This window comes from Nocardiopsis sp. CNR-923, from assembly GCF_001942255.1.
In the GTDB taxonomy this organism is placed as follows: Bacteria; Actinomycetota; Actinomycetes; order Streptosporangiales; family Streptosporangiaceae; genus Nocardiopsis.
Genome location: NZ_MKKC01000069.1, coordinates 14,272 through 32,278, shown reverse-complemented (window position 1 = coordinate 32,278; position 18,007 = coordinate 14,272). Strand labels below are relative to the sequence as shown.

At 71.6% G+C, this 18,007-nt stretch carries 18 protein-coding genes and 1 pseudogene; 8 read left to right on the top strand and 11 right to left on the bottom strand.

Annotation, left to right across the window (positions count from 1 at the left end; translation table 11 throughout):
• Positions 1-113: 113 nt before the first annotated feature.
• The 3 genes and pseudogenes from BJF83_RS27395 to BJF83_RS08460 form a co-directional block, all read left to right on the top strand.
• Positions 114-269, top strand: a complete 156-nt coding sequence (locus BJF83_RS27395; RefSeq protein WP_158070344.1) for a hypothetical protein — start codon at positions 114-116, stop codon at positions 267-269.
• A 178-nt stretch (positions 270-447) separates the two neighbouring features.
• Positions 448-846, top strand: coding sequence for a hypothetical protein (locus BJF83_RS27390; RefSeq protein ID WP_075925890.1), 399 nt, complete (start codon positions 448-450; stop codon positions 844-846).
• 51 nt (positions 847-897) lie between these two features.
• Positions 898-1,083, top strand: a pseudogene (locus BJF83_RS08460) (VOC family protein); the annotation flags it as partial.
• Positions 1,084-1,099: 16 nt separating this feature from the next.
• On the opposite strand, the gene BJF83_RS08455 reads toward BJF83_RS08460, so the two are convergent.
• The gene (locus BJF83_RS08455; protein ID WP_262391405.1) at positions 1,100-1,435 is read right to left on the bottom strand and encodes a CU044_2847 family protein; all 336 of its coding nucleotides are present in this window, start codon (positions 1,433-1,435) and stop codon (positions 1,100-1,102) included.
• A 213-nt stretch (positions 1,436-1,648) separates the two neighbouring features.
• Between BJF83_RS08455 and BJF83_RS08450 the strand changes: the two genes are divergently transcribed.
• Positions 1,649-1,849 (top strand): DUF397 domain-containing protein, encoded by a 201-nt coding sequence (locus BJF83_RS08450; RefSeq protein ID WP_075925850.1) that lies wholly within the window; start codon positions 1,649-1,651, stop codon positions 1,847-1,849.
• Positions 1,850-1,879: 30 nt separating this feature from the next.
• On the opposite strand, the gene fxsT is transcribed toward BJF83_RS08450, so the two are convergent.
• The 7 genes from fxsT to BJF83_RS08415 form a co-directional block, all read right to left on the bottom strand.
• Positions 1,880-4,351 carry an FxSxx-COOH system tetratricopeptide repeat protein gene (gene fxsT / locus BJF83_RS08445; protein WP_262391404.1) on the bottom strand — a complete coding sequence of 824 codons (2,472 nt, stop codon included), beginning with the start codon at positions 4,349-4,351 and terminating at the stop codon, positions 1,880-1,882.
• Between the two features lie 88 nt (positions 4,352-4,439).
• Positions 4,440-5,795 (bottom strand): hypothetical protein, encoded by a 1,356-nt coding sequence (locus BJF83_RS28715; RefSeq protein ID WP_262391403.1) that lies wholly within the window; start codon positions 5,793-5,795, stop codon positions 4,440-4,442.
• 825 nt (positions 5,796-6,620) lie between these two features.
• Complete coding sequence (locus BJF83_RS08430) at positions 6,621-7,784, bottom strand: AAA family ATPase (RefSeq protein ID WP_075925846.1); 1,164 nt, start codon at positions 7,782-7,784, stop codon at positions 6,621-6,623.
• 30 nt (positions 7,785-7,814) lie between these two features.
• A complete protein-coding gene (locus tag BJF83_RS28710; protein WP_262391411.1) occupies positions 7,815-8,576 on the bottom strand; it encodes a hypothetical protein in 762 nt (253 codons plus the stop codon).
• Complete coding sequence (locus BJF83_RS28705) at positions 8,501-9,292, bottom strand: hypothetical protein (RefSeq protein WP_262391402.1); 792 nt, start codon at positions 9,290-9,292, stop codon at positions 8,501-8,503. Before BJF83_RS28705 ends, BJF83_RS28710 begins: the two co-directional genes overlap by 76 nt.
• On the bottom strand, positions 9,289-10,251 hold the full coding sequence (locus BJF83_RS08420; RefSeq protein WP_075925845.1) for a serine protease: 963 nt from the start codon (positions 10,249-10,251) through the stop codon (positions 9,289-9,291). The genes BJF83_RS28705 and BJF83_RS08420 overlap by 4 nt, the downstream gene beginning before the upstream one ends.
• 216 nt (positions 10,252-10,467) lie before the next feature.
• Positions 10,468-10,893, bottom strand: coding sequence for a DoxX family protein (locus BJF83_RS08415; RefSeq protein ID WP_075925844.1), 426 nt, complete (start codon positions 10,891-10,893; stop codon positions 10,468-10,470).
• Positions 10,894-11,741: 848 nt separating this feature from the next.
• Here BJF83_RS08415 and BJF83_RS08405 point away from each other — a divergent pair.
• Positions 11,742-11,984 (top strand): hypothetical protein, encoded by a 243-nt coding sequence (locus BJF83_RS08405; protein WP_075925843.1) that lies wholly within the window; start codon positions 11,742-11,744, stop codon positions 11,982-11,984.
• Positions 11,985-12,155: 171 nt separating this feature from the next.
• On the opposite strand, the gene BJF83_RS08400 is transcribed toward BJF83_RS08405, so the two are convergent.
• On the bottom strand, positions 12,156-13,463 hold the full coding sequence (locus tag BJF83_RS08400) for an Ig-like domain-containing protein (protein ID WP_075925842.1): 1,308 nt from the start codon (positions 13,461-13,463) through the stop codon (positions 12,156-12,158).
• Between the two features lie 307 nt (positions 13,464-13,770).
• On the opposite strand from BJF83_RS08400, the gene BJF83_RS08395 reads away from it, so the two are divergent.
• Both BJF83_RS08395 and BJF83_RS08390 read left to right on the top strand, forming a co-directional pair.
• A complete protein-coding gene (locus BJF83_RS08395) occupies positions 13,771-14,094 on the top strand; it encodes a multidrug efflux SMR transporter (protein WP_075925841.1) in 324 nt (107 codons plus the stop codon).
• A gap of 31 nt (positions 14,095-14,125) precedes the next feature.
• Positions 14,126-14,731: a TetR/AcrR family transcriptional regulator gene (locus BJF83_RS08390; protein ID WP_187347115.1), complete on the top strand. Its 606-nt coding sequence runs from the start codon at positions 14,126-14,128 to the stop codon at positions 14,729-14,731.
• On the opposite strand, the gene BJF83_RS08385 is transcribed toward BJF83_RS08390, so the two are convergent.
• Positions 14,673-15,416, bottom strand: coding sequence for a helix-turn-helix transcriptional regulator (locus BJF83_RS08385; protein ID WP_316042230.1), 744 nt, complete (start codon positions 15,414-15,416; stop codon positions 14,673-14,675). The genes BJF83_RS08390 and BJF83_RS08385 overlap by 59 nt on opposite strands.
• A gap of 167 nt (positions 15,417-15,583) precedes the next feature.
• Between BJF83_RS08385 and BJF83_RS08380 the strand changes: the two genes are divergently transcribed.
• On the top strand, positions 15,584-16,135 hold the full coding sequence (locus BJF83_RS08380; RefSeq protein WP_075925840.1) for a TIGR03086 family metal-binding protein: 552 nt from the start codon (positions 15,584-15,586) through the stop codon (positions 16,133-16,135).
• Positions 16,136-16,333: 198 nt separating this feature from the next.
• On the opposite strand, the gene dacB is transcribed toward BJF83_RS08380, so the two are convergent.
• Complete coding sequence (gene dacB, locus BJF83_RS08375) at positions 16,334-17,974, bottom strand: D-alanyl-D-alanine carboxypeptidase/D-alanyl-D-alanine-endopeptidase (RefSeq protein ID WP_083678460.1); 1,641 nt, start codon at positions 17,972-17,974, stop codon at positions 16,334-16,336.
• Between the last annotated feature and the right edge of the window lie 33 nt (positions 17,975-18,007).

Genomic DNA, 18,007 nt, shown 5'->3' with positions numbered 1-18,007 from the left:
GACCACGAGAAGACGAAGCGGTTCAGCTGGCCCGCCTACCTGGTCAACCTCCACACCCGTTTGCAGTGCCCTGCGGTGCTGGTGGTCCTGTGCCCCACCGATTCGCTGGCGAAATGGTGCGCGCAGCCGATCAGCATCGGGCACCCCGGGTTCGAGCTGTCACCGATGAGGTCCGCCAGCGGATCGAGTCCTGCACCGACCTGGACACTCTGCACGCGTGGATCCGCCGCTCCGCCACGGTGGACCGCGCCGAAGACCTCTTCGACTGACCGCTCCCAACGCGGGAGCCCATCGCGGCGACCGGCCTCCGTCCGGCACCCCTGCCGGACGGGGGCCTTTCCCATGCCCGCACACCACGAAGCGAGAACTGTCAGTAGCGACTCGTATACCAGAGGTCGAGGCGTCGCACTGGAGGCGCGTATCCGACACCCGCTCTCTGGAGGTCTGATGACGAAGAGCACGTGGTCCCTGGCCATTCCCGACGACGGTTTGGCCCTGAAGGAACTGGTGTTCGTGGGCGGTGGCAAGGACTTGGAGGTACGACTGCGACGTGACGACGGGCCTGTCCTGGTGCTCGGGGTCAGCAGCAGCCGCGTCAACACGGCGGGCGAGGTCGCGTTGGACATCACCTCGCTCGGCGATGTGTCACTGGCGCTCTCCTACTCGGGTCCCGGTCTCATCCTGACCGCTCTCGACATCGGTTGGGACGACGACGATGAGTGGAACACGGAACTGCCGATCGGACTTGAGGCGCTCTTCGCGGCGGTCGGCACCCCCGACGGGAAGCGCGTCGAGCTGAACTACTGCGTCGATGTCGAGGCCTCGCTGACGACCCGAGCGGCATAGCGCGTCCGAATGCGGCGGCGGGTGTGTCCCGCCGCCGCCGGGGAAGGCCACGATCAATCCGCTTCCGTCGCACCGGACATGAGCATCGAGGTGGACGACGTGGACGCGGTCCACGCCGCCGTCGCCCAGAGCGGCGCGGAGATCGTGCACCCCCTCCAGGACGAGGAGTGAGGTGTGCGTCGGTTCTTCGTCCGCGACCCGAACGGCCGCGTGGTCAACGTGGTCGGCCACCGCTGAGTCGCGGCGCCAACGCCTAATCCTGCTGCCCGTCCTCGGGATGTTCATAGCCCCACTGCATCTGGACATGTAGATTTCCCTCCACGGACGACTTGGCGATGACCGCTCCCGCCTCCGCGGTGAGTTTCACGCCGAAGGTCACTTTGATGACGTCCGGCTTCAACGAGTTTCCCAGTTCGTCGAGCGTGGCCGAAACCGCTTTGCGCACGGCGGAGAGTTTCTCGGTGAAGGTCTCCGTGGCGTCCTCGATCCCCCGACCGCCCGCGACCAGCACGCTGTCGTCCCGCCCGTCGTCGACCTCGACGACGACGGAGTCACCTTCGTCCACGCTGAAACGCACGAGCCGTGACACTTAATGCACCTCCCGGGGGAGCGGTCACCGCGACCACATGATCGGCAGCGGAGTGGGCATGTACAAGTGAGCCCGAACGTTATCAGAAAACATCACCGAACGAACGATCTTTCCGTGCTGCGCGGGAAACAGGAGCGACCGATGAGGGAACTGGGAGAATCGAGGCCGTCTCGTGTATAGAAAAGTCCAGGGTAGGTGCCGTCGGAGGGACACGTGAGAGGGCTCGGACGCGAACCGGGCACCTGGCGCGTCTCCAGCCACAGCGGGGGCAAGAGTGAGAGCCAGTGCGTCGAGGTGGCGTGGCACGAGCGGAACCGGATCGGCGTACGGGACTCCGCTCACCGGGTGGGCGCCATGCTGGCCTTCCCCCGCTGGGAGTGGGCGGCACTGGTCCGGCTCGCCCACTCCGGATGAACGGCGGTGCGGGTGGCCCGCACCGCCGACTCACATCTGTGTGAGGAAGATGTCGGCGTCCCCGCGGACCGTCTGGCGGATGCTCAACGTGGCCGGGTGCTCAGGTCCCATGACGTCCCGGTAGGCCGTCTCCACCGCCTCGAACTCCACTGACACGTCCTCGCCCTGCGTGTTCAGGTCCACCAACAGGTTTCGCCGGGCCACGAGCGTCAACGGGTGGCGGTCACCCAGTTCGGTCCGGCAGGCCTGCGTCGTCACCTCGTCGAGCTCCCGGGCCCGGTCGACGTCCCCCGTGAGGAAGTGGTCATTGGCCAGGTTGACCCGGCAGGCCAGGGTGCTGGGGTGGTGGCTGCCCAGCCGTTCCTGGAGCAGGGTGAGCGCCCGCTCGTCCAGGTCCTTGGCCTCCAGTGCCCTTCCCAACCGCCGCAGGATGATCCCCCGGTTGACCGAGGCCGCCACGACGTGGGGGTGCTCCTCGCCCAGGAGCTTCACGTACCGCTCACCGGACACCTCGGCCAGCTCCAGCGCCTCGTCGTTCCGGTTCACCGCACTCAGGGAGAGCGCGTGGACCAGCGCCGCGTACAGGGTGTCGCTGCTGTCGACGCCCTGCTTGGCCAGGAACCGCTGCCAGGCGCGCTCGGACAGGGCGAACGCGCCGTTGTGGTCGCCGATCCGCCTTCGCGTCACCGCGAGCATCGCCTCGTTGGACAGCGTCCCGACGCCGTCCTCTCCCTGCACCTGCACGCAGCGGCGCACCACGTCGGTCTGGATCCGCTCCGCCTCGCGGTAGCGGCCCAGCTCCATCGTCGCCTCGGCCAGGCCGTTGACCGTGGCGACGACCCGAGGATCGTCCTGCCCCAGGACACCCTCCCTCCGCTCCAGGGTGTCCTGGTACCGGTTGACCGACGCCTGCGGGTCGCCGCTGAGCAGGAGGCTGTAGCCCACGTTGTGCGCCATCGACAGGGTGAGCGGGTCGTCCTCTCCAAAGGCCCGGACCCGCTTGTGGTAGATGTCGACCGACTCCAGGAGGGAGTCCTTGAACCGGCCCGCCAGGCGCAGGTTGCGCACGTGCTCGGCCTCGGCCTCCAGGACCTCGGGCGCCTGCTCCCCGTGCACCCGGCGCAGCGCGTGCAGGGTCGACCCGCACAGTTCCCGCGCCGACTCCAGCTTGCCCTGGTCCCGCATCGCCTTGGAGATCTGGAGCGCCATGTCCAGGGTGTTGCGGTGCTCCTCACCCAGAGTCCGCCGCCACCACGCGAACGCCACCGACGCCAGTCGCTCGGCCTCGTCCGCCTCGCCGCCGTTGAGGGCGATCCGCACCATCTGGATCACCAGCGCGCGCACCCAGGGGTCCTCGCAGTTCCACGCCTCGCAGGCCCACACGTGCGGCACGAGCCGCGCGTACTGCGGAAGCGCGGCGATCGTGGAGTCCTGGGGATCGTTGTGGCCGAGGAGCTGGTGGGCGCAGTGGCGCATCACCTCGCGCTCCTCGTCGCTCATGGGCGCCTGCACCGCGCGTTGGACCAGGCGGTGCAGCGAGACGGTGTCGTTGCGGTGCGAGATGTGCGCGAGGCTGTTACGCCCGATGTCGCGGATGGCCATGCCCAGCCGCGCGGGCTCGGCCAGCGCCTCGCGGAGTTCGGGCGGGGCGTCGATCTGTCGGGCGAACTTGAACAGCGAGCGCGGGATGGGCGCGGTGGCGAGGAACGAGCACAACTGGAGGAGCTGGAGCGCGGCCGGGTTGGTGGTCGCGAGCCGGTCGAGCGAGACGTTCCACGCGGCGGCGACCGGGACCGGGTAGTCCGGGTCGACCGGGGAGAGCAGCTGGATCATCTCGGTGGACTTCTCAGCGAACTGCCGCAGGTACTCGTCGGGGTCCATGCCGCTCTCGTGCAGCCACACCGCCGCCTGGTTCAGGGCCAGCGGCAGGTCGCCGAGCTCCTCCGCGAGGCGGTCGGCCTCGTCCTCGGTCAGGGACGTGGGGCCCCGACGTTTGAGCAGCTCGATGCTCTCGGCCCTGGTGAACTCGCGCACGGACAGGAAGGTGTCCCCTCCCCTGCGCGTCCAACTGCTGTCCCTCGACGTGATGATCACGTGTCCCTCGCCCCCGACAGGAAGGTACTGCTCCAGTTCCTCCCGGGACTGCGCGTTGTCGAAGACCAGGAGCCAGCACCCGAACGGCACACCGCGCCGCAGCGCCTCCAGGACGTCCTGGATGACGTGCTCGCTGCCCGCGCCGACGCTGTCGAGCCCGAGCCGGGCCGCCAGCGAGGCGAAGGCCTCGCGCAGCTGGTTGCTGTGGCCCGCGGGGAACCAGCAGATCAGGTCGTAGTCCTCGGCGTACCGGTAGAGGTACTCCTTGGCCAGTTCGGTCTTACCGACCCCCGACATGCCGTTGAGCGCGGTGATGACCTGCCGCTGGTCCTTCACCAGCTGCGACCGGAGCGCCGACAGCAGCTCCTCGCGTCCGGTGAAGGCGGTGTTCCTGCGCGGAACCTGCACCCAGACCGCGTTCAACGGCCGGCCCCGTGAGCGTCCACCGGAAGTGGGCGAGCTGACAGAATCATTCATCATTCCCCACTTGACGGGATTATGGACATACCATTCTCTTCGCCCGAAGGGACGGAACTGTGTGCAGGGTTCCGCGTTTTCCCCGTGTCGCCCGTGGTCGCGTGCGCAGATCCGGGATCCTGCGCAGATGTAGACCAGCGCCCCACGGGACGGCGACTCCCGAGGGCCCTGGTTCACGCCTTTCCGTGGACCCGGAAAGGGCGTCGGCGTACATGTCGATCGAACCCGCGTCATTGCGGTAGAGCGAGATGCTCTCCATCGCGGGTTTCATCGAATTCACCCAGCGGCGGGAGGCCCCGGGAAGGTCCGACCGTTCCACGCGCTGCCCCTGGAGCATCCGGGCGAGGTCGCCGAACCAGGGGTCGACCCGGCCGAGGCGCTGGGCGGCCAGTCCGAGCATCCGCCTGATGTCCGGCACCCTCCCGCCCAGCGACAGCAGCGCCTCCCGCACACCCTCGCGGAACTCCCAACCCTGCGCGTCGGCCCCGGTATCGTCGGGGTCCGGGCGCCGCGTGACGAGCCCGCTGAAGTAGACCTCGGTCAGTTCCGAGGGTGTGGGGCCGCCGAAGACCTCCTCGCACACCGCGCCCACCATGCTCGGGACGAGCGGGACCGCCGCCAGGGCGACCGCGAGCTCGAAGGCGTCGCGGGTGGCGGTCTGGTGGAAGCCGCGCACGGCCCGGACGGGGTCGAAGGCCCGGTCGCCGCCGGCGCCTGGTCCGCCCGCCCGCCCGGGGACGGGCGCACCGCCGGGGTCCGGGACTCCCGCGGTTCCGGTCGGCGGGACGTCACCAGGGCCCGGCGGCGCGGCGTCCGACCCTGCCCGCGCAGCCGCCGGCTCCCCCGGAGGAGGCCCCCCGGCGGGTGCCGGGGCCCGCGCGCTCCGGTGCTCCTCCTCGGCGGGGAACTCCGCGGCGTGGACCCACAGGCGACCGCGGTCGCGCCCCATGACGAAGGACGCCCAGGCGTGGACGGCGTCCGGCCGCAGCGGCAGCACGGGCACGACCGTCCCGGTCAGCGGCCGGTCCTCCTCGTCGGCCCGGGTGATCGCCCGTTCGCGCACGTAGTCCGTGTTGGGGCGGCCGGGCCCGGCGGGCGCGCACACGCTCAGCTCGGTGGGCACCGTGCGCAGCGCGCCACGCCGCCACAGCTGCGGGCGCAGCAGGTGCAGGATCGCGACCGCGCCCTGACCGGAGACCGCGGCGAGCCACTCCTGGAACGCGCGGGCCCGCCAGGCCGTGCCGAGCCCGTCGGTGAGCACCAGCACGACCCGCGTCCCCGTGCGCGGCGGCGCCCCGAGCGCGCACGGCCGGTCACCGGTTTCCCGCAGGTCGGGGGTGCCCCCGCGGCCGGAGTCGAAGCGCAGCTCGCGCATCGACCGGAACACGCCGCTGTCCCGGGCCAGCCGGGAGAAGCGCGCGCCACACCCCGGTGGAACAGCATGGTGACCCCGTCGTCCACGATGAGCACCAGGTCCACCGCCCGCAGCGAGCGCGCCCGCAGCCGCGGGACGATCGGAACCCCCCGCCCCTCCTGGCCGGCCCCCGGCCCGTGCGCGGCGGCGAGCAGGTCACGGGCGTAGTCGCGCGCGGTGCCGACCAGATCGACCTGGTCGCTCGGCCCCTGAGGCAGGCGGAGGTTGAACGGGCGCAGAGCCGCGAGGAACTCCTGGCGCTCCTTCAGGGAGCCCTCACCCGCGCCGAACCAGGACCACGGCTCCCCGCCGGGCGGCGCGTCGCCGGGAAGATGCACCGTGTCGACCGGCGTGCCCAGCGGCGGCCGCGGCGGCGTTCCGGACGCTCGCGGGCCCGCCGTTCCGGACGCCTCGGCCCCAGATATCGCTGGCTGCTCCGCCGTCCTGGGCTCACCGGACGCGGCCACCGGTGGCCCGGTCGTGTCCCGTCCCCGACGCCGGAGGGCGCGGCATCGACTTCCCACGTGCTCGCGTCCGCCCTCTCGCCACCGCCCTCCGCCGAACCCGCGGCCGGGTCGCGGCCGGACTCCGTCACCGGGTGGGGCGGTTCCTCGTCGGCGTCGCGGGGGGGTTCGCGCCGCCGCGTGTCCGCACGGGCCCGGCGCAGCGCGGCGAGGAACACCGCGTCCGCGAGGTCGGTCGCGTGCGCCCCGAACGCCTCGGGCCACGGGTCGGCCCGGTCGCCGCGCCCCCGGGGGCCGTCGCTCCCGTACTCCGCGCGGGGGCTCATCCCGCGGTTTCCGTGAGACGGTGCCACAGCAGGTCGCAGAAGTGCTCCACCTGCTCCGGGCCGGGCGCCGTGCCCGCCCCGTCCACGGTTCCGACCAGGTGCACGGCGTTGAGCAACTGGTCGACGGAGAGCTGGTGACCGTCGGCGATCCGGCGCAGGAACTCGGTGACCAGGGCCCGAGTCCCCGGCGGTGTGGCTCCATCGAAGTGCCCGGCGACCAGCGACACCAGCTCGTCGGCGTCCGGCAGCTCCATGTGCACCGGGACACAGCGGCGCAGGAAGGCAGGCGGGAGGTCGCGGTCGCTGTTGCAGGTCACGACCGTGATGGGGAAGGCCGAGCACAGGACCTCGCCGCGGGTGACGCGGGCGGTGCGGTCGGGGTCGTCGGTGGCGACCTCGACCGACTCGGCGACGCCCGCCAGCCGGGCGAGTTCGGGGATGCGGTAGCCGCCGTTCTCGAACAGGTCGAGGAGGTCGCCCGCGAGGTCGAAGTCGCCGAGGTCGAAGTCGTCCACCAGCAGCACCCGCGGCGACCTCGTCGGCAGGAAGGCCGTGCCCAGGGGGCCCAGGGCGAGGTAGCGGCCGATGGACTCGGCGCTGGAGCGCAGGTGCGCCTCGACGGGGTCGCCGTCCGCGCCGTAGCGGCGGTCCACCGTACCGAGGGCGCGGCGGCGCGCGCCCTCCACGTTGAGGTCGTGGATCTGGGTCAGGGGGTCGTAGACGTAGAGGCCCTCGGTGGCGGTGGTCCGGCTGTTGACCGCCCACCGCAGGACGCGCCCCAACCCGAGTTCCCGGGCGATCTGGTGCGCCAGACTCGACTTCCCGACCCCGGGCGGACCGGTGAGCAGGAGCGGACGGCGCAGCAGGATGGCGGCGTTGACCCGGTCGAGCAGGCGTCGGCGCCGGGGGCCGAGCGGGACCGCCGACACCCGTGACCGCGCCCGGCCGAGCACACGGGCGGTGTCCTCGTCGGACGAGTGGTCGTGCGGCGGCGGGGCGCCCGGGTCCGGCTCACCCCCGTAGGCGCGCCACGGCGGCGGTGGCGGCAGCTGGGCGGCCAGGTCGAGGTGGCCGCGGGGCTGACCGGTGCCATGGAAGATCCACCAGTCCGGGACCGTCCGCGCGGAGTCGACTGACCCCGTCTCGGGGGGTGTGGTCATGGCGTGCCCTTCGAGCCGCGCCCACGGGGGCTATCGGATGCTGTCTGTGGACAGTTGCGGAGGGGGTTCCGGCAGTACCGGAAAGGGGTCGTTGTAGATGACGGCGATCTCCAGACTGCCCTCGATGTACCCGCTCTCACTCGGTGACACGCGTCCGGAACGAGAGCTGTGGAGAACTTCGGGGAGCGCGCGGATTTCCTCCAAGGTCACGGTCACCTCCCGCCCCACACGAACCGGATTCAGCCATGATCCGATTCCCCGACCGAATTCCGAGGAACGCCAGACCACAACCGGAACCCCAAGCGTAATCGCCGACCATACCTGTGTATACCAATGGTTCAGACGCGAGGGAACCGACAGCACGATCACCCGGTCGTCCCGCAGCCGTTCCGGAAGCGGTTCGTCGTCCATTCCCCGGTCGTGGTACTCGTCGAGTGCGAGCGCCTCGCCATTCGATTCCAGCTGACGCCACCTGTTGACGCACGTGCCCCACAGGTCACGGCCCGCGTGGTCCGGAAGCAACTCCTCCGCCCGGTACACCACCTCCGCGCGGGCGCCGAGCGGGGCGCCGCCGGTGGCGTCCCGCTGCCAGCCCTCCGCCTGGAGGCGGTCGAGGAGAGGCAGGGGAGCGACCAGTTCGACCCGCCTGCCGCCGTGGTGCGCCACCCGTGGGTCGGCCTCCATCCGGCTGAGCATCAGGCCGACCCACGCCCCGATCATGTCCGGCGCGACGTCGGCCTGGAGGTCGTGGTCGCAGAACTCCGGTTCCCCGCCACCGCGCTGGCTGAGCACCGTCCAGTGCTCCACGTCGTAGCGGTCGCGCCGCGTGCCCCGGCCGACTCGCACGACCAACCGCGCCGGGCGCTCCGGCACAGGCGCCTCCCCGGACGCCTCCCCTGGCGCCGACCCCGGCGAGTCGGACGGGCGCAGGCCGCGGCCCCAGTCCTTGAGCAGCCCCGTGCTCGCCGTCCTGAGGTCGCGGGCGACGTCGGCGCAGAAGAGGGCCACCGGCGGCTCCCCGCCCCTCGGCGCGGGGCGTTCGGCGAGGTCCACGAGGCGTCCCAGACCGTGACCGGCTCGGGGGTGTCGACTCGGAAGGTCGCCGGACGGACGCGCTCGAAGACCGCCTCGACCTGGTCGAAGGGGACTCCGGACAGATCTTCCCGGACGGTGCCCACGTCGCACGGGTCACGGACGTCGAGGTGCTGCACGAGCAGTTCGTACTCCTCCTCGACGAGCAGCGGGCGGGCCGCGTCGGCCGCCGCCAGCGCGCTCCGGCCCCGGTCCTCCAGGTAGAGCACCCAGCGCACCAGGCAGCCGAGGCGCCGGTGCTGGTGGCAGCGCCGGACGAGCGCACGGGCGAAGACGGAGGCCTCCCCGGAGAGGTCGGCGCTTCGGCGGACGGCGCTGGGCAGGTACTGCACCAGTTGTTCCCGGTGCCTCGGCGAGTAGACGTGTTCGACGTCGCACAGCGCGCGCGCCAGACGCTCGACGTCCCGCGCGTTCACCCGGGTCCCCACTCCAGCAGGGGTGCCGCCGCGTCACGGACGCGGCGCATGGACGCGCCCCCTTCCTCCCACGTGTCGAGCAGGTCCAGGACCTCGGCGAGGAGGTCGAACTCGTGGTGGGCCAGACGGACCAGGTGCGCGGCGAAGGTGCGCGGATCCTGGTCGAGGCGCACGCGCACGCGCAGTCGCCGGTCGAGCCCCTGGTGGAACGCCCGGCGCTGGTCGGGGGACAGGAGCGTGTCCAGGTCGGCCATGGCCAGGGCGGTGGCGGTGACCGCCCCGCGTGCCGCGTCGGGATCGGGCCGGAGCGCCGTGTCGACGGGCGCGGGAGGCGGGGCCGTCCGGTCCGACTCCCACACGGGGCGGATCTCCGACATGGGAATCATCCAGCCCAGCCTGCCTTCGGTGGCCGCCTCACACACGATGCCCACAAGGGCGTCCGTACACTGCTCTCGGACACCGCCGCCGCTGAAGCCACGCGTGAAGGCGGTTCCCGCGCCGGGTTCGGTGTCGATCTGGACGTACTCGGGGTGACTGCCGCCGGATCCCGCGACGCTCCCGCTGACCCAACGGCCGGAGGGCGACTGGGAGAAGCCGACGACGCGGACGCGGTCGCCGATCCGCGGCGGTCGGGCGAGCACCGCCGGGCGGGCCGGGGCGGGGCGATCGAGCCGCAGGACCGCCACGTCCCAGGGGCTGGCGTCCTTCCACCACCACCCGTCCGCAACGACCTCGGCGGCGGCGGTCCATCCTTGTGCTCCGCGCGGGGCGTCCACGCGCACCCGGCTTCCGGGGCCCGCGTCGGCGACGGCGGCTCGGACGACGTGCGCGCACGTGACCAGGTGGTGGGGGGTGACCAGGACCCCCGCCCCGTGGAGGACGGATCCGTTCCGGTCGGTGACGCGCAGTTGCCAGTCAGCGGCATTCTGGTGCGGCGGATATGCGGCCAGGTGGGACAATCAGGCTCCCGTTCGGCCCGGGAGGAGGGAAACGGAGGACGGAGGTCGTTTCCACCTCGCTGTCGACGTGGATTCGTCTGATTCTACCTACTGATCCGAAAGACCCACAACACACAAATCCTTATAGCAGCCGACCCGAATGGTGAATTGAGTAGAGAAGTGCCCCGGGCCGCCCGTTTTCCATGGTAGACGGACCGGGGCCGGCGATCGGTCCGGCTACGCCAGGTCGTCCCCGCGCCGGCGTCGCCCCCACGGCATGATCCGGTCCAGGGCGAAGCGCCCGCCGGCGAAACCGAGGGCCAGGGCCGCGGCGCCGATTACCAGGACCGCCTCCCACTCCGAGAACGCCTGGCCGGCGTGCGCGAAGACGTAGGCGCCGACCATCTGGAGGGCCAGGAGGATCCCGGCGAGGGGCAGCAGGAACCCGATGATGAGCCCGATCCCGCCGCCGACCTCGACGAGCCCGCCGACGACGGCAGCGACCTCGGGCATGGGAATCCCCAGTGCCCCGAAGCCCTCGGCGGTGCCGACGGGGTCCATCAGCTTGGGCCAACCGTGGTAGACGAAGACCCCGCCGACGACGAGGCGGGCGAGAAGGCTGGTGAAGTCGCTGACGCTCAGACCGGACGACTGTCGACTCATGGAACTTCCTGCTTCCGTGTCGCGGGCGTCTCGGGAAGGGAGCCGCGAAACGGATGCTTGAGGCTGCAACCCTTTCCCGAGAAACCACATGTGCATTCGTGTCCAGTCGATCACGTATGGTGTCGAATCAGACGTAACCCAGCCGACGTCGGCGCTGGTCAGAGCGTGTGTAAGGGCTGGACGGCGTGTCGGGGCGCCACGCGGGCGGGCGGGGCGTCGAAGACCACTCGGCGCGCCTGCGCCACGTGGCCCGGTGCGGCGTCGCGCAGTGCCGCCCGCCCCTCCGGGGTGGGCTCGACCGCGCAGCCCGTGAGACGGCCCCGACGCGGACGGGATCCGGTCCCTCGTCCCGCTGGGCCGGTTCGACCGTCCCGAGGAGATCGCGGACACGGTGGTCCACCAGGCGGGCCCCGGTGGACGGTTCGTGACGGGGTCCGCGATCGACGTGAACGGCGGGATCAACGCCTGATCGGGATCCGACACTGATCAAGAAAGGTCATATGGAGTTATAGACCTCGCACATGTGACTTGACAGCGCTTTCTCCCCATCCAAAGTCGCGAGGAGGAGAATTCGCCTGCGGTAAACCCGTTGTTCGGCTCCGCACGGCCCGTCACAGGAGTAGAGTCCGGGAACGCGGACAGTACGGTGCCCCGGCACCCGCACCCGTTCCCCGGAGCATTCCGGGTCTCGGCATTCTCGCCGCCACCCTTCAGCGATTCTCGTGGCCCTCGGGCAACAATGCGGCCACGCGCCCCGGGAAACTGGCCCAACCACGCGCGCACGGCGCGCCGCGTTCGTTCCGGGACACGCCGTCCTACGTTGACGAGACCAGACCCAGGGGATTCCCATGGCCCATTACCGCATCCACCTCAACGACGGCTCCTCCCACACGCTCCAGGCCATGCGCATGCGCACCGACGCCCACTGCCTCTACCTGGAGGAGCGCGCCGCCGGATCGTGGCGCGAGGTGTTCACCAACCCGCTGCACGGCATCGACCGCGTGCAGCGCCGCTTCACCGAGAACGACGGCACGTGGACCTGGCTCAACGAGCGCCTGCCCGCACCGATCGGCGGAGTGCGCGCCTGGTGACGCTGGCCTCCCCGCGAGGGGCCGTGCGCTCGCCGCCATGACGCGGGCGGCGCGGCGCCGCCAGGAGAGGCGCCGCCCGCTCCAGGCGGCGCCGCGTCCCGGCACGGCGGAACCCGTCCGGGAACGGGCGAGGGGCGGCGGGACCGTGTCCCGCCGCCCCTCGCCCGTCGGTCACAGGCCCTCGCCGTGGGGGGAGCCGGAGGTGCCGGAGCCGTCGGTGGTCTGCTCACCGGTCAGGCTGGCCGCCAGCCACTCGTCCCAGGACATCTGCCAGTAGCCCCAGCCGTTGTTCCACTCCAGGTCGCGATCGGTCCCGGTGGTCTCCAGGACGTCGCCCATGAGGGTGTTCTCGAAGATCCACCGGGCGTCGTCCATCCGCAGGTTGGTGCACCCGTGGGAGGTGTTCGCCGAGCCGATGTTGCCGTTGTAGGAGGCCTCGTGGAGGAACTCACCGCTGCTGGAGGTGCGGACGGCGTACTGGACGTCCACCTGGTAGGCGTCCGGGGAGTCGTCGGGGATGCCGAGGGTCGCCGAGTCCATGGTCAGCTCCTCGTAGCGCTCCATGAGCACGTGGGTCCCGGTGGTGGTGGTGTACATCCGGCTGCTGCCGTCGCCGTTGCTCACCTCGATGACGCGGTCCTGCTCACCGTCGATGGTGACGGCCATCTCGTGGTCGGGGACGTTCATCGTCAAGATGAGCTCCCGGCCGACCTCGAAGTCGATCTGGTAGTCGCGGACACCGTAGACGCCCTCGGAGGCCTCGACCCCGGCCAGGTGGAGGTCGACGGTCACCTCCTGGTGCGGCTCCCAGTACTCCTGGGGGCGGAAGACCGCCTGCTGGTCCGACACCCAGTTCCAGGCGCCCGCGATCTCCTGGTCCGCGGTCACCTCCATCGCGCTCTCCACCTGCTCCTTGTTGGTCACGGGCAGGTCGAAGCCGACGACCACGGGCATGCCGACGCCCACCGTGTCGCCGCTGCTCGGGAAGGTGGTGTAGGTGTCCAGTTCGAGGCGCTGCCCGGGGGTGGCGTCCAGGGTGCTGAACTGCTGGACGAGTTCGGTCTCCTCACCGGCCGCGTTGGCCGCGGTGGCGGTGACGACGACCTCGGAGCCGGGGGCCAGGGTCCAGTCGCTGACCCATTCGGTCTCGTCCTCGTCGAGGGTCCCGGTCATGGCGAGGAGGCTGGAGTCGTCCTCCTCCGCGCTGGTGAGGGAGGCCTCGCTGACGACGGTCTGCTCGACCTGGACGTCGGTGATGACGCCGCTCTCGGTGGTCACACGGACGGGCGAGTTCGGCGCGACCTCGGTCCCGCCGTCCTCCGGGGTGATGGTCAACGCCATGGGATCCGGGCCGACGGCGGAGTCCTCGCTGCTCTGCGGCTCGGCCTCCCCAGAGGTGCAGGCAGTGGCCGCGAGCGCCAGCGCCATCAGTCCGATGCCGAACCGACGCGTCACCGCCGGGGTGGTGTTGCCCGTCACGTCTGGACCTCCATCTTGAACGCCGGGTGCCTGGTGCACGCCCTCGATAGTGAGACGCGTGAATGTCGAAAAGGTTCGGATCCCCCGCGGATCGGTATGCGGTGGTGATCTGGGGCGCGTGGGGAGAAAGCGCCGGAACCGTCGACGATACATGCAGGGTACGGGCGTCCGAACCTTCGGTCCCGAGATTACGGCCCTCCGAGACCCGGTCCGCACGGAGACCAACCCCACCTCGGCACCCGCGCGAACGAGCAGGTCGACGGGTAGAATCTGGAGCATTCGATCAGGTTTCTCTGGAAGGGGCTCCATGCCGTGGATCTGGTTGGGCGGCGCGATCGTCGCCGAGGTCGTCGCGACGACCTCGCTCAAACTCTCCGAGGGACTCACCCGGCCGATCCCGTCGGTCGTGGTGGCTGTCGGATACGTCACGGCGTTCGTTCTCCTGTCCCAGTCGCTGAACCGGGGTATGGATCTGGGTGTGGCCTACGGCGTGTGGGCGGCGGCGGGCATCGCACTGGTCGCCACGATCGGCGCCCTGTTCCTCGGCGAGTCCCTCACCTGGGTGCAGGTGGGCGGGATCGCCCTCGTCATCGGCGGAGTCACGGCGCTGGAGATGGGCGGCGCCCACTGACCCGGCGCCCCCACGGTCGCACCGGTCGACAATGGGACACGTGAGTGAGACCGAGGACATCTCCGACGGCCGCCGACGCAAGGGAGAGCAGCGCCGCCGCCTCCTGCTGGACGCCACAATGCGCGTCGTCGAACGCGACGGCGTGGCCGCCGTGAGCCAGCGGCGGGTGGCGTCCGAGGCGGGCGTCCCACCCAGTGCCGTCACGTACTACTACGCGGGCGTGGACGACCTCCTCGTGGACGCCCTCACCCGGGTCAACGACACCTACGTGGCCGCGATCGCCGCCCTGCCCGACGATCCCGAGGACGCGCTGCGCGGGTTCGCCGCGCTGATCGCCTCCGGATCGGGTACCGGCCGGGCGCACGTGCTGGCCGAGTGCGAACTCTTCCTCATCGCCGCGCGACGACCGTCACTGCGCCCACAGATCGAACGCTGGAACCGGGCCGTGGATTCCTTCCTCGCCGCCCACCTGACCGACCCGGTGGCCAGAACCGGGGCTGCGGCGGCGATCGACGGCCTGTTCCTGCGCTCCTGCACGACCGAGTCCGCGCCGACGGAGGAGGAGGTGCACGCGGTCCTCACCCGGCTGGTGTCCGCGGCGACCGGGCCGCGTACCGGCCGGGGGGAACCCCGATGACGGACGTGAACTCACGGGTCAGGTGCGACTGGTCGCTGTAGCCGAGTTCGGCGGCGAGCCTGCCCCAGTCGGGCCGTTCCCCTGTGCGGGCGCGCTCGGCGGCCTCGTAGAGCCGGTACCGGCGGATCACCGTCTTGGGCGCGAGTCCGACGTGGTCGGCGAACCGGCGTTGCAGCAGGCGCACCCCGACCCCTTCGCGCTCGGCGAGCGCGGACACGCTGACCACGGCGGGGTCGTCGGCCAACCGTTCCACGATGTCGGCGGTGTCCTCCGCCGGGTGGCGCGCCTGGGGCAGCCGCGCGGCGAGGAGGCCGTCCACCCACGCGATCAGCGGCTCGGGATCGGAGTGGTCGGGCGGACCACCGCCGAAGATCTCCGACCACGGCAGCGCGCCGTCCACGATCGAATTCAGCGGGCGGCCGAGGAGGGGCCGGAACCCGGCGGGGCGGAACATGACCCCGAGCGCCCAGCCGACCCCCTCCAGGCGGCGCTGGGTGACGCCCGTGGCGGGCCCGTAGACGCCCGCCCGGCCCTCGGTGAACACCACGTTGACCACGGGGTGCGGCAGGACCCGCTGCACGTACGGCGCACGGCCGGCCAGATCCCAGGAGGCCACCCAGTAGCGGTCCACGAGGCGGGCGACGGGCGCCGAGGGAGCACGGCGGTCGAGCCGGAAACGGGTCAGCCCGACCTCCGGGTCGAGGATGCCGCGCGAGTCCCTGCGACGGGGTACGGTCTCACGGGCCCAGCATAGGACGCGACGTTCGAACGTGTGTCGCGTTTGTTCAGACCCCGGGGCCGCGACCGGTCCAGACTGGTGGCCACCGACGACTCCCGGAAGAAGGTTCCGCCATGAGTGACATCGCCGAGCGCTACCACCGCCTCGCCACCGACTTCGCGCGCGCCGTCGCGGCGGTTCCCGGAGACCGGTGGTCGGCCGACACCCCGTGCGAGGGCTGGACCGCCCGTGACCTGGTCCAGCACGTCGTGGACACACAGGGCATGTTCCTCGGCCTCGTCGGCCGCGAACTCGGGGAGATCCCCTCGGTGGACGACGACCCGGCCGCCGCCTGGAACGCGGCCAGAGCGGTGGTCCAGGCCGACCTCGACGACCCCGAGCGCGCCGCCACCGAGTTCGAGGGCTTCTTCGGCCAGACCACGTTCGCCCAGGCGGTCGACCAGTTCCTCGGCTTCGACCTCGTGGTCCACCGGTGGGACCTGTGCCGCGCGACCGGCCAGGACGAGCGCATCAGCCTCGACGACGTGCGCTGGGCGCGCCAGGCCGCGGACCGCTTCGGTTCGAACCTGCGCCACGAGGGCGTGTGCGCCCAGGAGCTGACCCCGCCGGAGGGCGCCGACGAGCAGACCCGCCTGCTCGCCCACCTCGGACGCCGCGCCTGGTAGCCGCCTGCGGGCCGGCGGGGCGCCCGGGTCGCGGACCTACCTCGCGGGAGGCCGCGCCGAGCGTGGTCGGGCGGGGAGCCGCGCAGGCATCGGCCCCGACGCGGCCAGCGGCACCCGAGCGCGCGGACTCGGATGGGGCGCGCCCTCTCGGGTGCGCGCCCCATCGCGTCGGTTCGGATCAGCGGGTCAGACCACGGATCAGCAGGTCAGCTCCCACGAGCACTCCAGCTCACCACCGCCCTGCTGGGCGGGGGCGTTCTGGCGCAGCGTCGTGACCGGGGCCTCGTGCCCCAGGTACTCGGCGATGCTGACCGCGATCCCGTTCTGCACGTGGATCGGCGCCCCGCCCGAGTGGTCGTTGTTGACCACGCTGAACACCAGGTCGCGGCCGTCTGGCCCGGTGACGTACCCGGACAGCGCGCTGACCCCGGTCATCGTGCCGGTCTTGGCCTGGACCACCCCGTCGGCGGCGGTACCGCGCATCCGGTTGGTGAGGGTGCCCCCGACCCACGGATCGGGGTCGCCCGCGACCGGGATGGAGGCGAGCCAGGTCCCGTACCAGGAGGCGTCCCGCGACTGGCCGAGCAGTTCGCTGACGGCGTCGGCGGTGACCCGGTCGGTCCGCGACAGGCCGGACCCGTCGTGGAAGACCACGTCCTCGGTGTTCACCCCGAGACCGGCCACGGCCCCCTCGACTCCGGCCATGCCGGCCGACCACGAACCCTCGTCGGCGACCGCACGCCCGATGCTCTTGACGAGCATCTCCGCGTGCCCGTTGTTGCTGAACTTCATCAGCGCCGGCATCAGCTCGCCGAGGGCGTCGGACTCGTGGTCGGCGACCACCTCGGCGTCCGATCGGTCCTCGGGCATCTCACCCAGGGCCACCTCGCCGCGGACCCTGACCCCGTGCCGCTCCAGCGCCTGCCGGAACAGGTGCCCGGTGAAGGCGGCGGGCTCGTCGACCGTGCGCAGGCGGACCACCGGCTCGGCGTCCTCCGGCAGGGAACCGGTGACCGTGATGGTGTTGGTCCCCGTGGGTCGGTCGATCACGACGGAGCCGCTCTCCCCGGCCGCCACGGTGACGGCCTGGTTGTCCAGCTCCATGTAGCCCTCGGCGGCTCCCAGGTCGACGTCGACCGGCTCACCCGCACGCGCGGGGGCGGCCACGACCTCCGTGACACCGGTGTCGAGGCGCTCCCCGTGGGCGACGGTCAGCGCGGAGATCTGCGCGGAGTAGGCGTAGGGCTCGTCCGAGGGCCACCAGTCGTCGACCAGGCGCTCGTCGTCGAACCAGGTGTCGTCGGCGACCAGGTCGCCGCGCACGACGCTGATCCCGGAGTCGGCGACCTCAGCGGCCATCGCGTCCAGGTCCTGCGCGGTCAGCGACGGGTCGCCGCCGCCCACCAGGTACAGGTCGGTCACGGAGTGCCGGCGACGGTACTCGTCCTCGACCACGACGTCCGTGGTGAACGTGTGGTCGGTACCGAGGACGTCCAGCCCCGCCGCGGTGGTGAACAGCTTCATGTTGGACGCCGGGAGCAGCTGCTCGCCACCGTCGCGCGAGTACAGGCGCTCGCCCGTCTCGGGGTCGACGACGACCACGCCGGACACCGCGCCCTCCAGGGCGGGGTCCTCCAGCAGAGCGTCGATGTCGGCGCGCAGGTCGGCCAGGCGGTTCTGCTCCTGGGCCGTGTCGGCGAGCGCCGACGAGGCCGTGAACGGCGCGACGGTGGCCAGGGGGATCGCGGCCAGCACGGCGGCGGCCAGCCGGGTCCTCCTCCGGAGGCGCCCGGGACGGAACCTCTGGCGGCGCTGGCCGTCGGTGGTTTCGGCGGTCATGGATCTCCTCGTGAGATCGGTCGGGGTCCGAGG

Coding starts and splice junctions, on each gene's coding strand:
- BJF83_RS27390 (WP_075925890.1), top strand. CDS start 448: ATGACGAAGAGCACGTGGTCCCTGGCCATTCCCGACGACGGTTTGGCC.
- BJF83_RS08405 (WP_075925843.1), top strand. CDS start 11,742: ATGGCCCATTACCGCATCCACCTCAACGACGGCTCCTCCCACACGCTC.
- dacB (WP_083678460.1), bottom strand. CDS start 17,974: ATGACCGCCGAAACCACCGACGGCCAGCGCCGCCAGAGGTTCCGTCCC.
- BJF83_RS08430 (WP_075925846.1), bottom strand. CDS start 7,784: ATGACCACACCCCCCGAGACGGGGTCAGTCGACTCCGCGCGGACGGTC.
- BJF83_RS27395 (WP_158070344.1), top strand. CDS start 114: ATGGTGCGCGCAGCCGATCAGCATCGGGCACCCCGGGTTCGAGCTGTC.
- BJF83_RS28715 (WP_262391403.1), bottom strand. CDS start 5,795: ATGCGCGAGCTGCGCTTCGACTCCGGCCGCGGGGGCACCCCCGACCTG.
- BJF83_RS08415 (WP_075925844.1), bottom strand. CDS start 10,893: ATGAGTCGACAGTCGTCCGGTCTGAGCGTCAGCGACTTCACCAGCCTT.
- BJF83_RS08380 (WP_075925840.1), top strand. CDS start 15,584: ATGAGTGACATCGCCGAGCGCTACCACCGCCTCGCCACCGACTTCGCG.
- BJF83_RS08390 (WP_187347115.1), top strand. CDS start 14,126: ATGGGACACGTGAGTGAGACCGAGGACATCTCCGACGGCCGCCGACGC.
- BJF83_RS08395 (WP_075925841.1), top strand. CDS start 13,771: ATGCCGTGGATCTGGTTGGGCGGCGCGATCGTCGCCGAGGTCGTCGCG.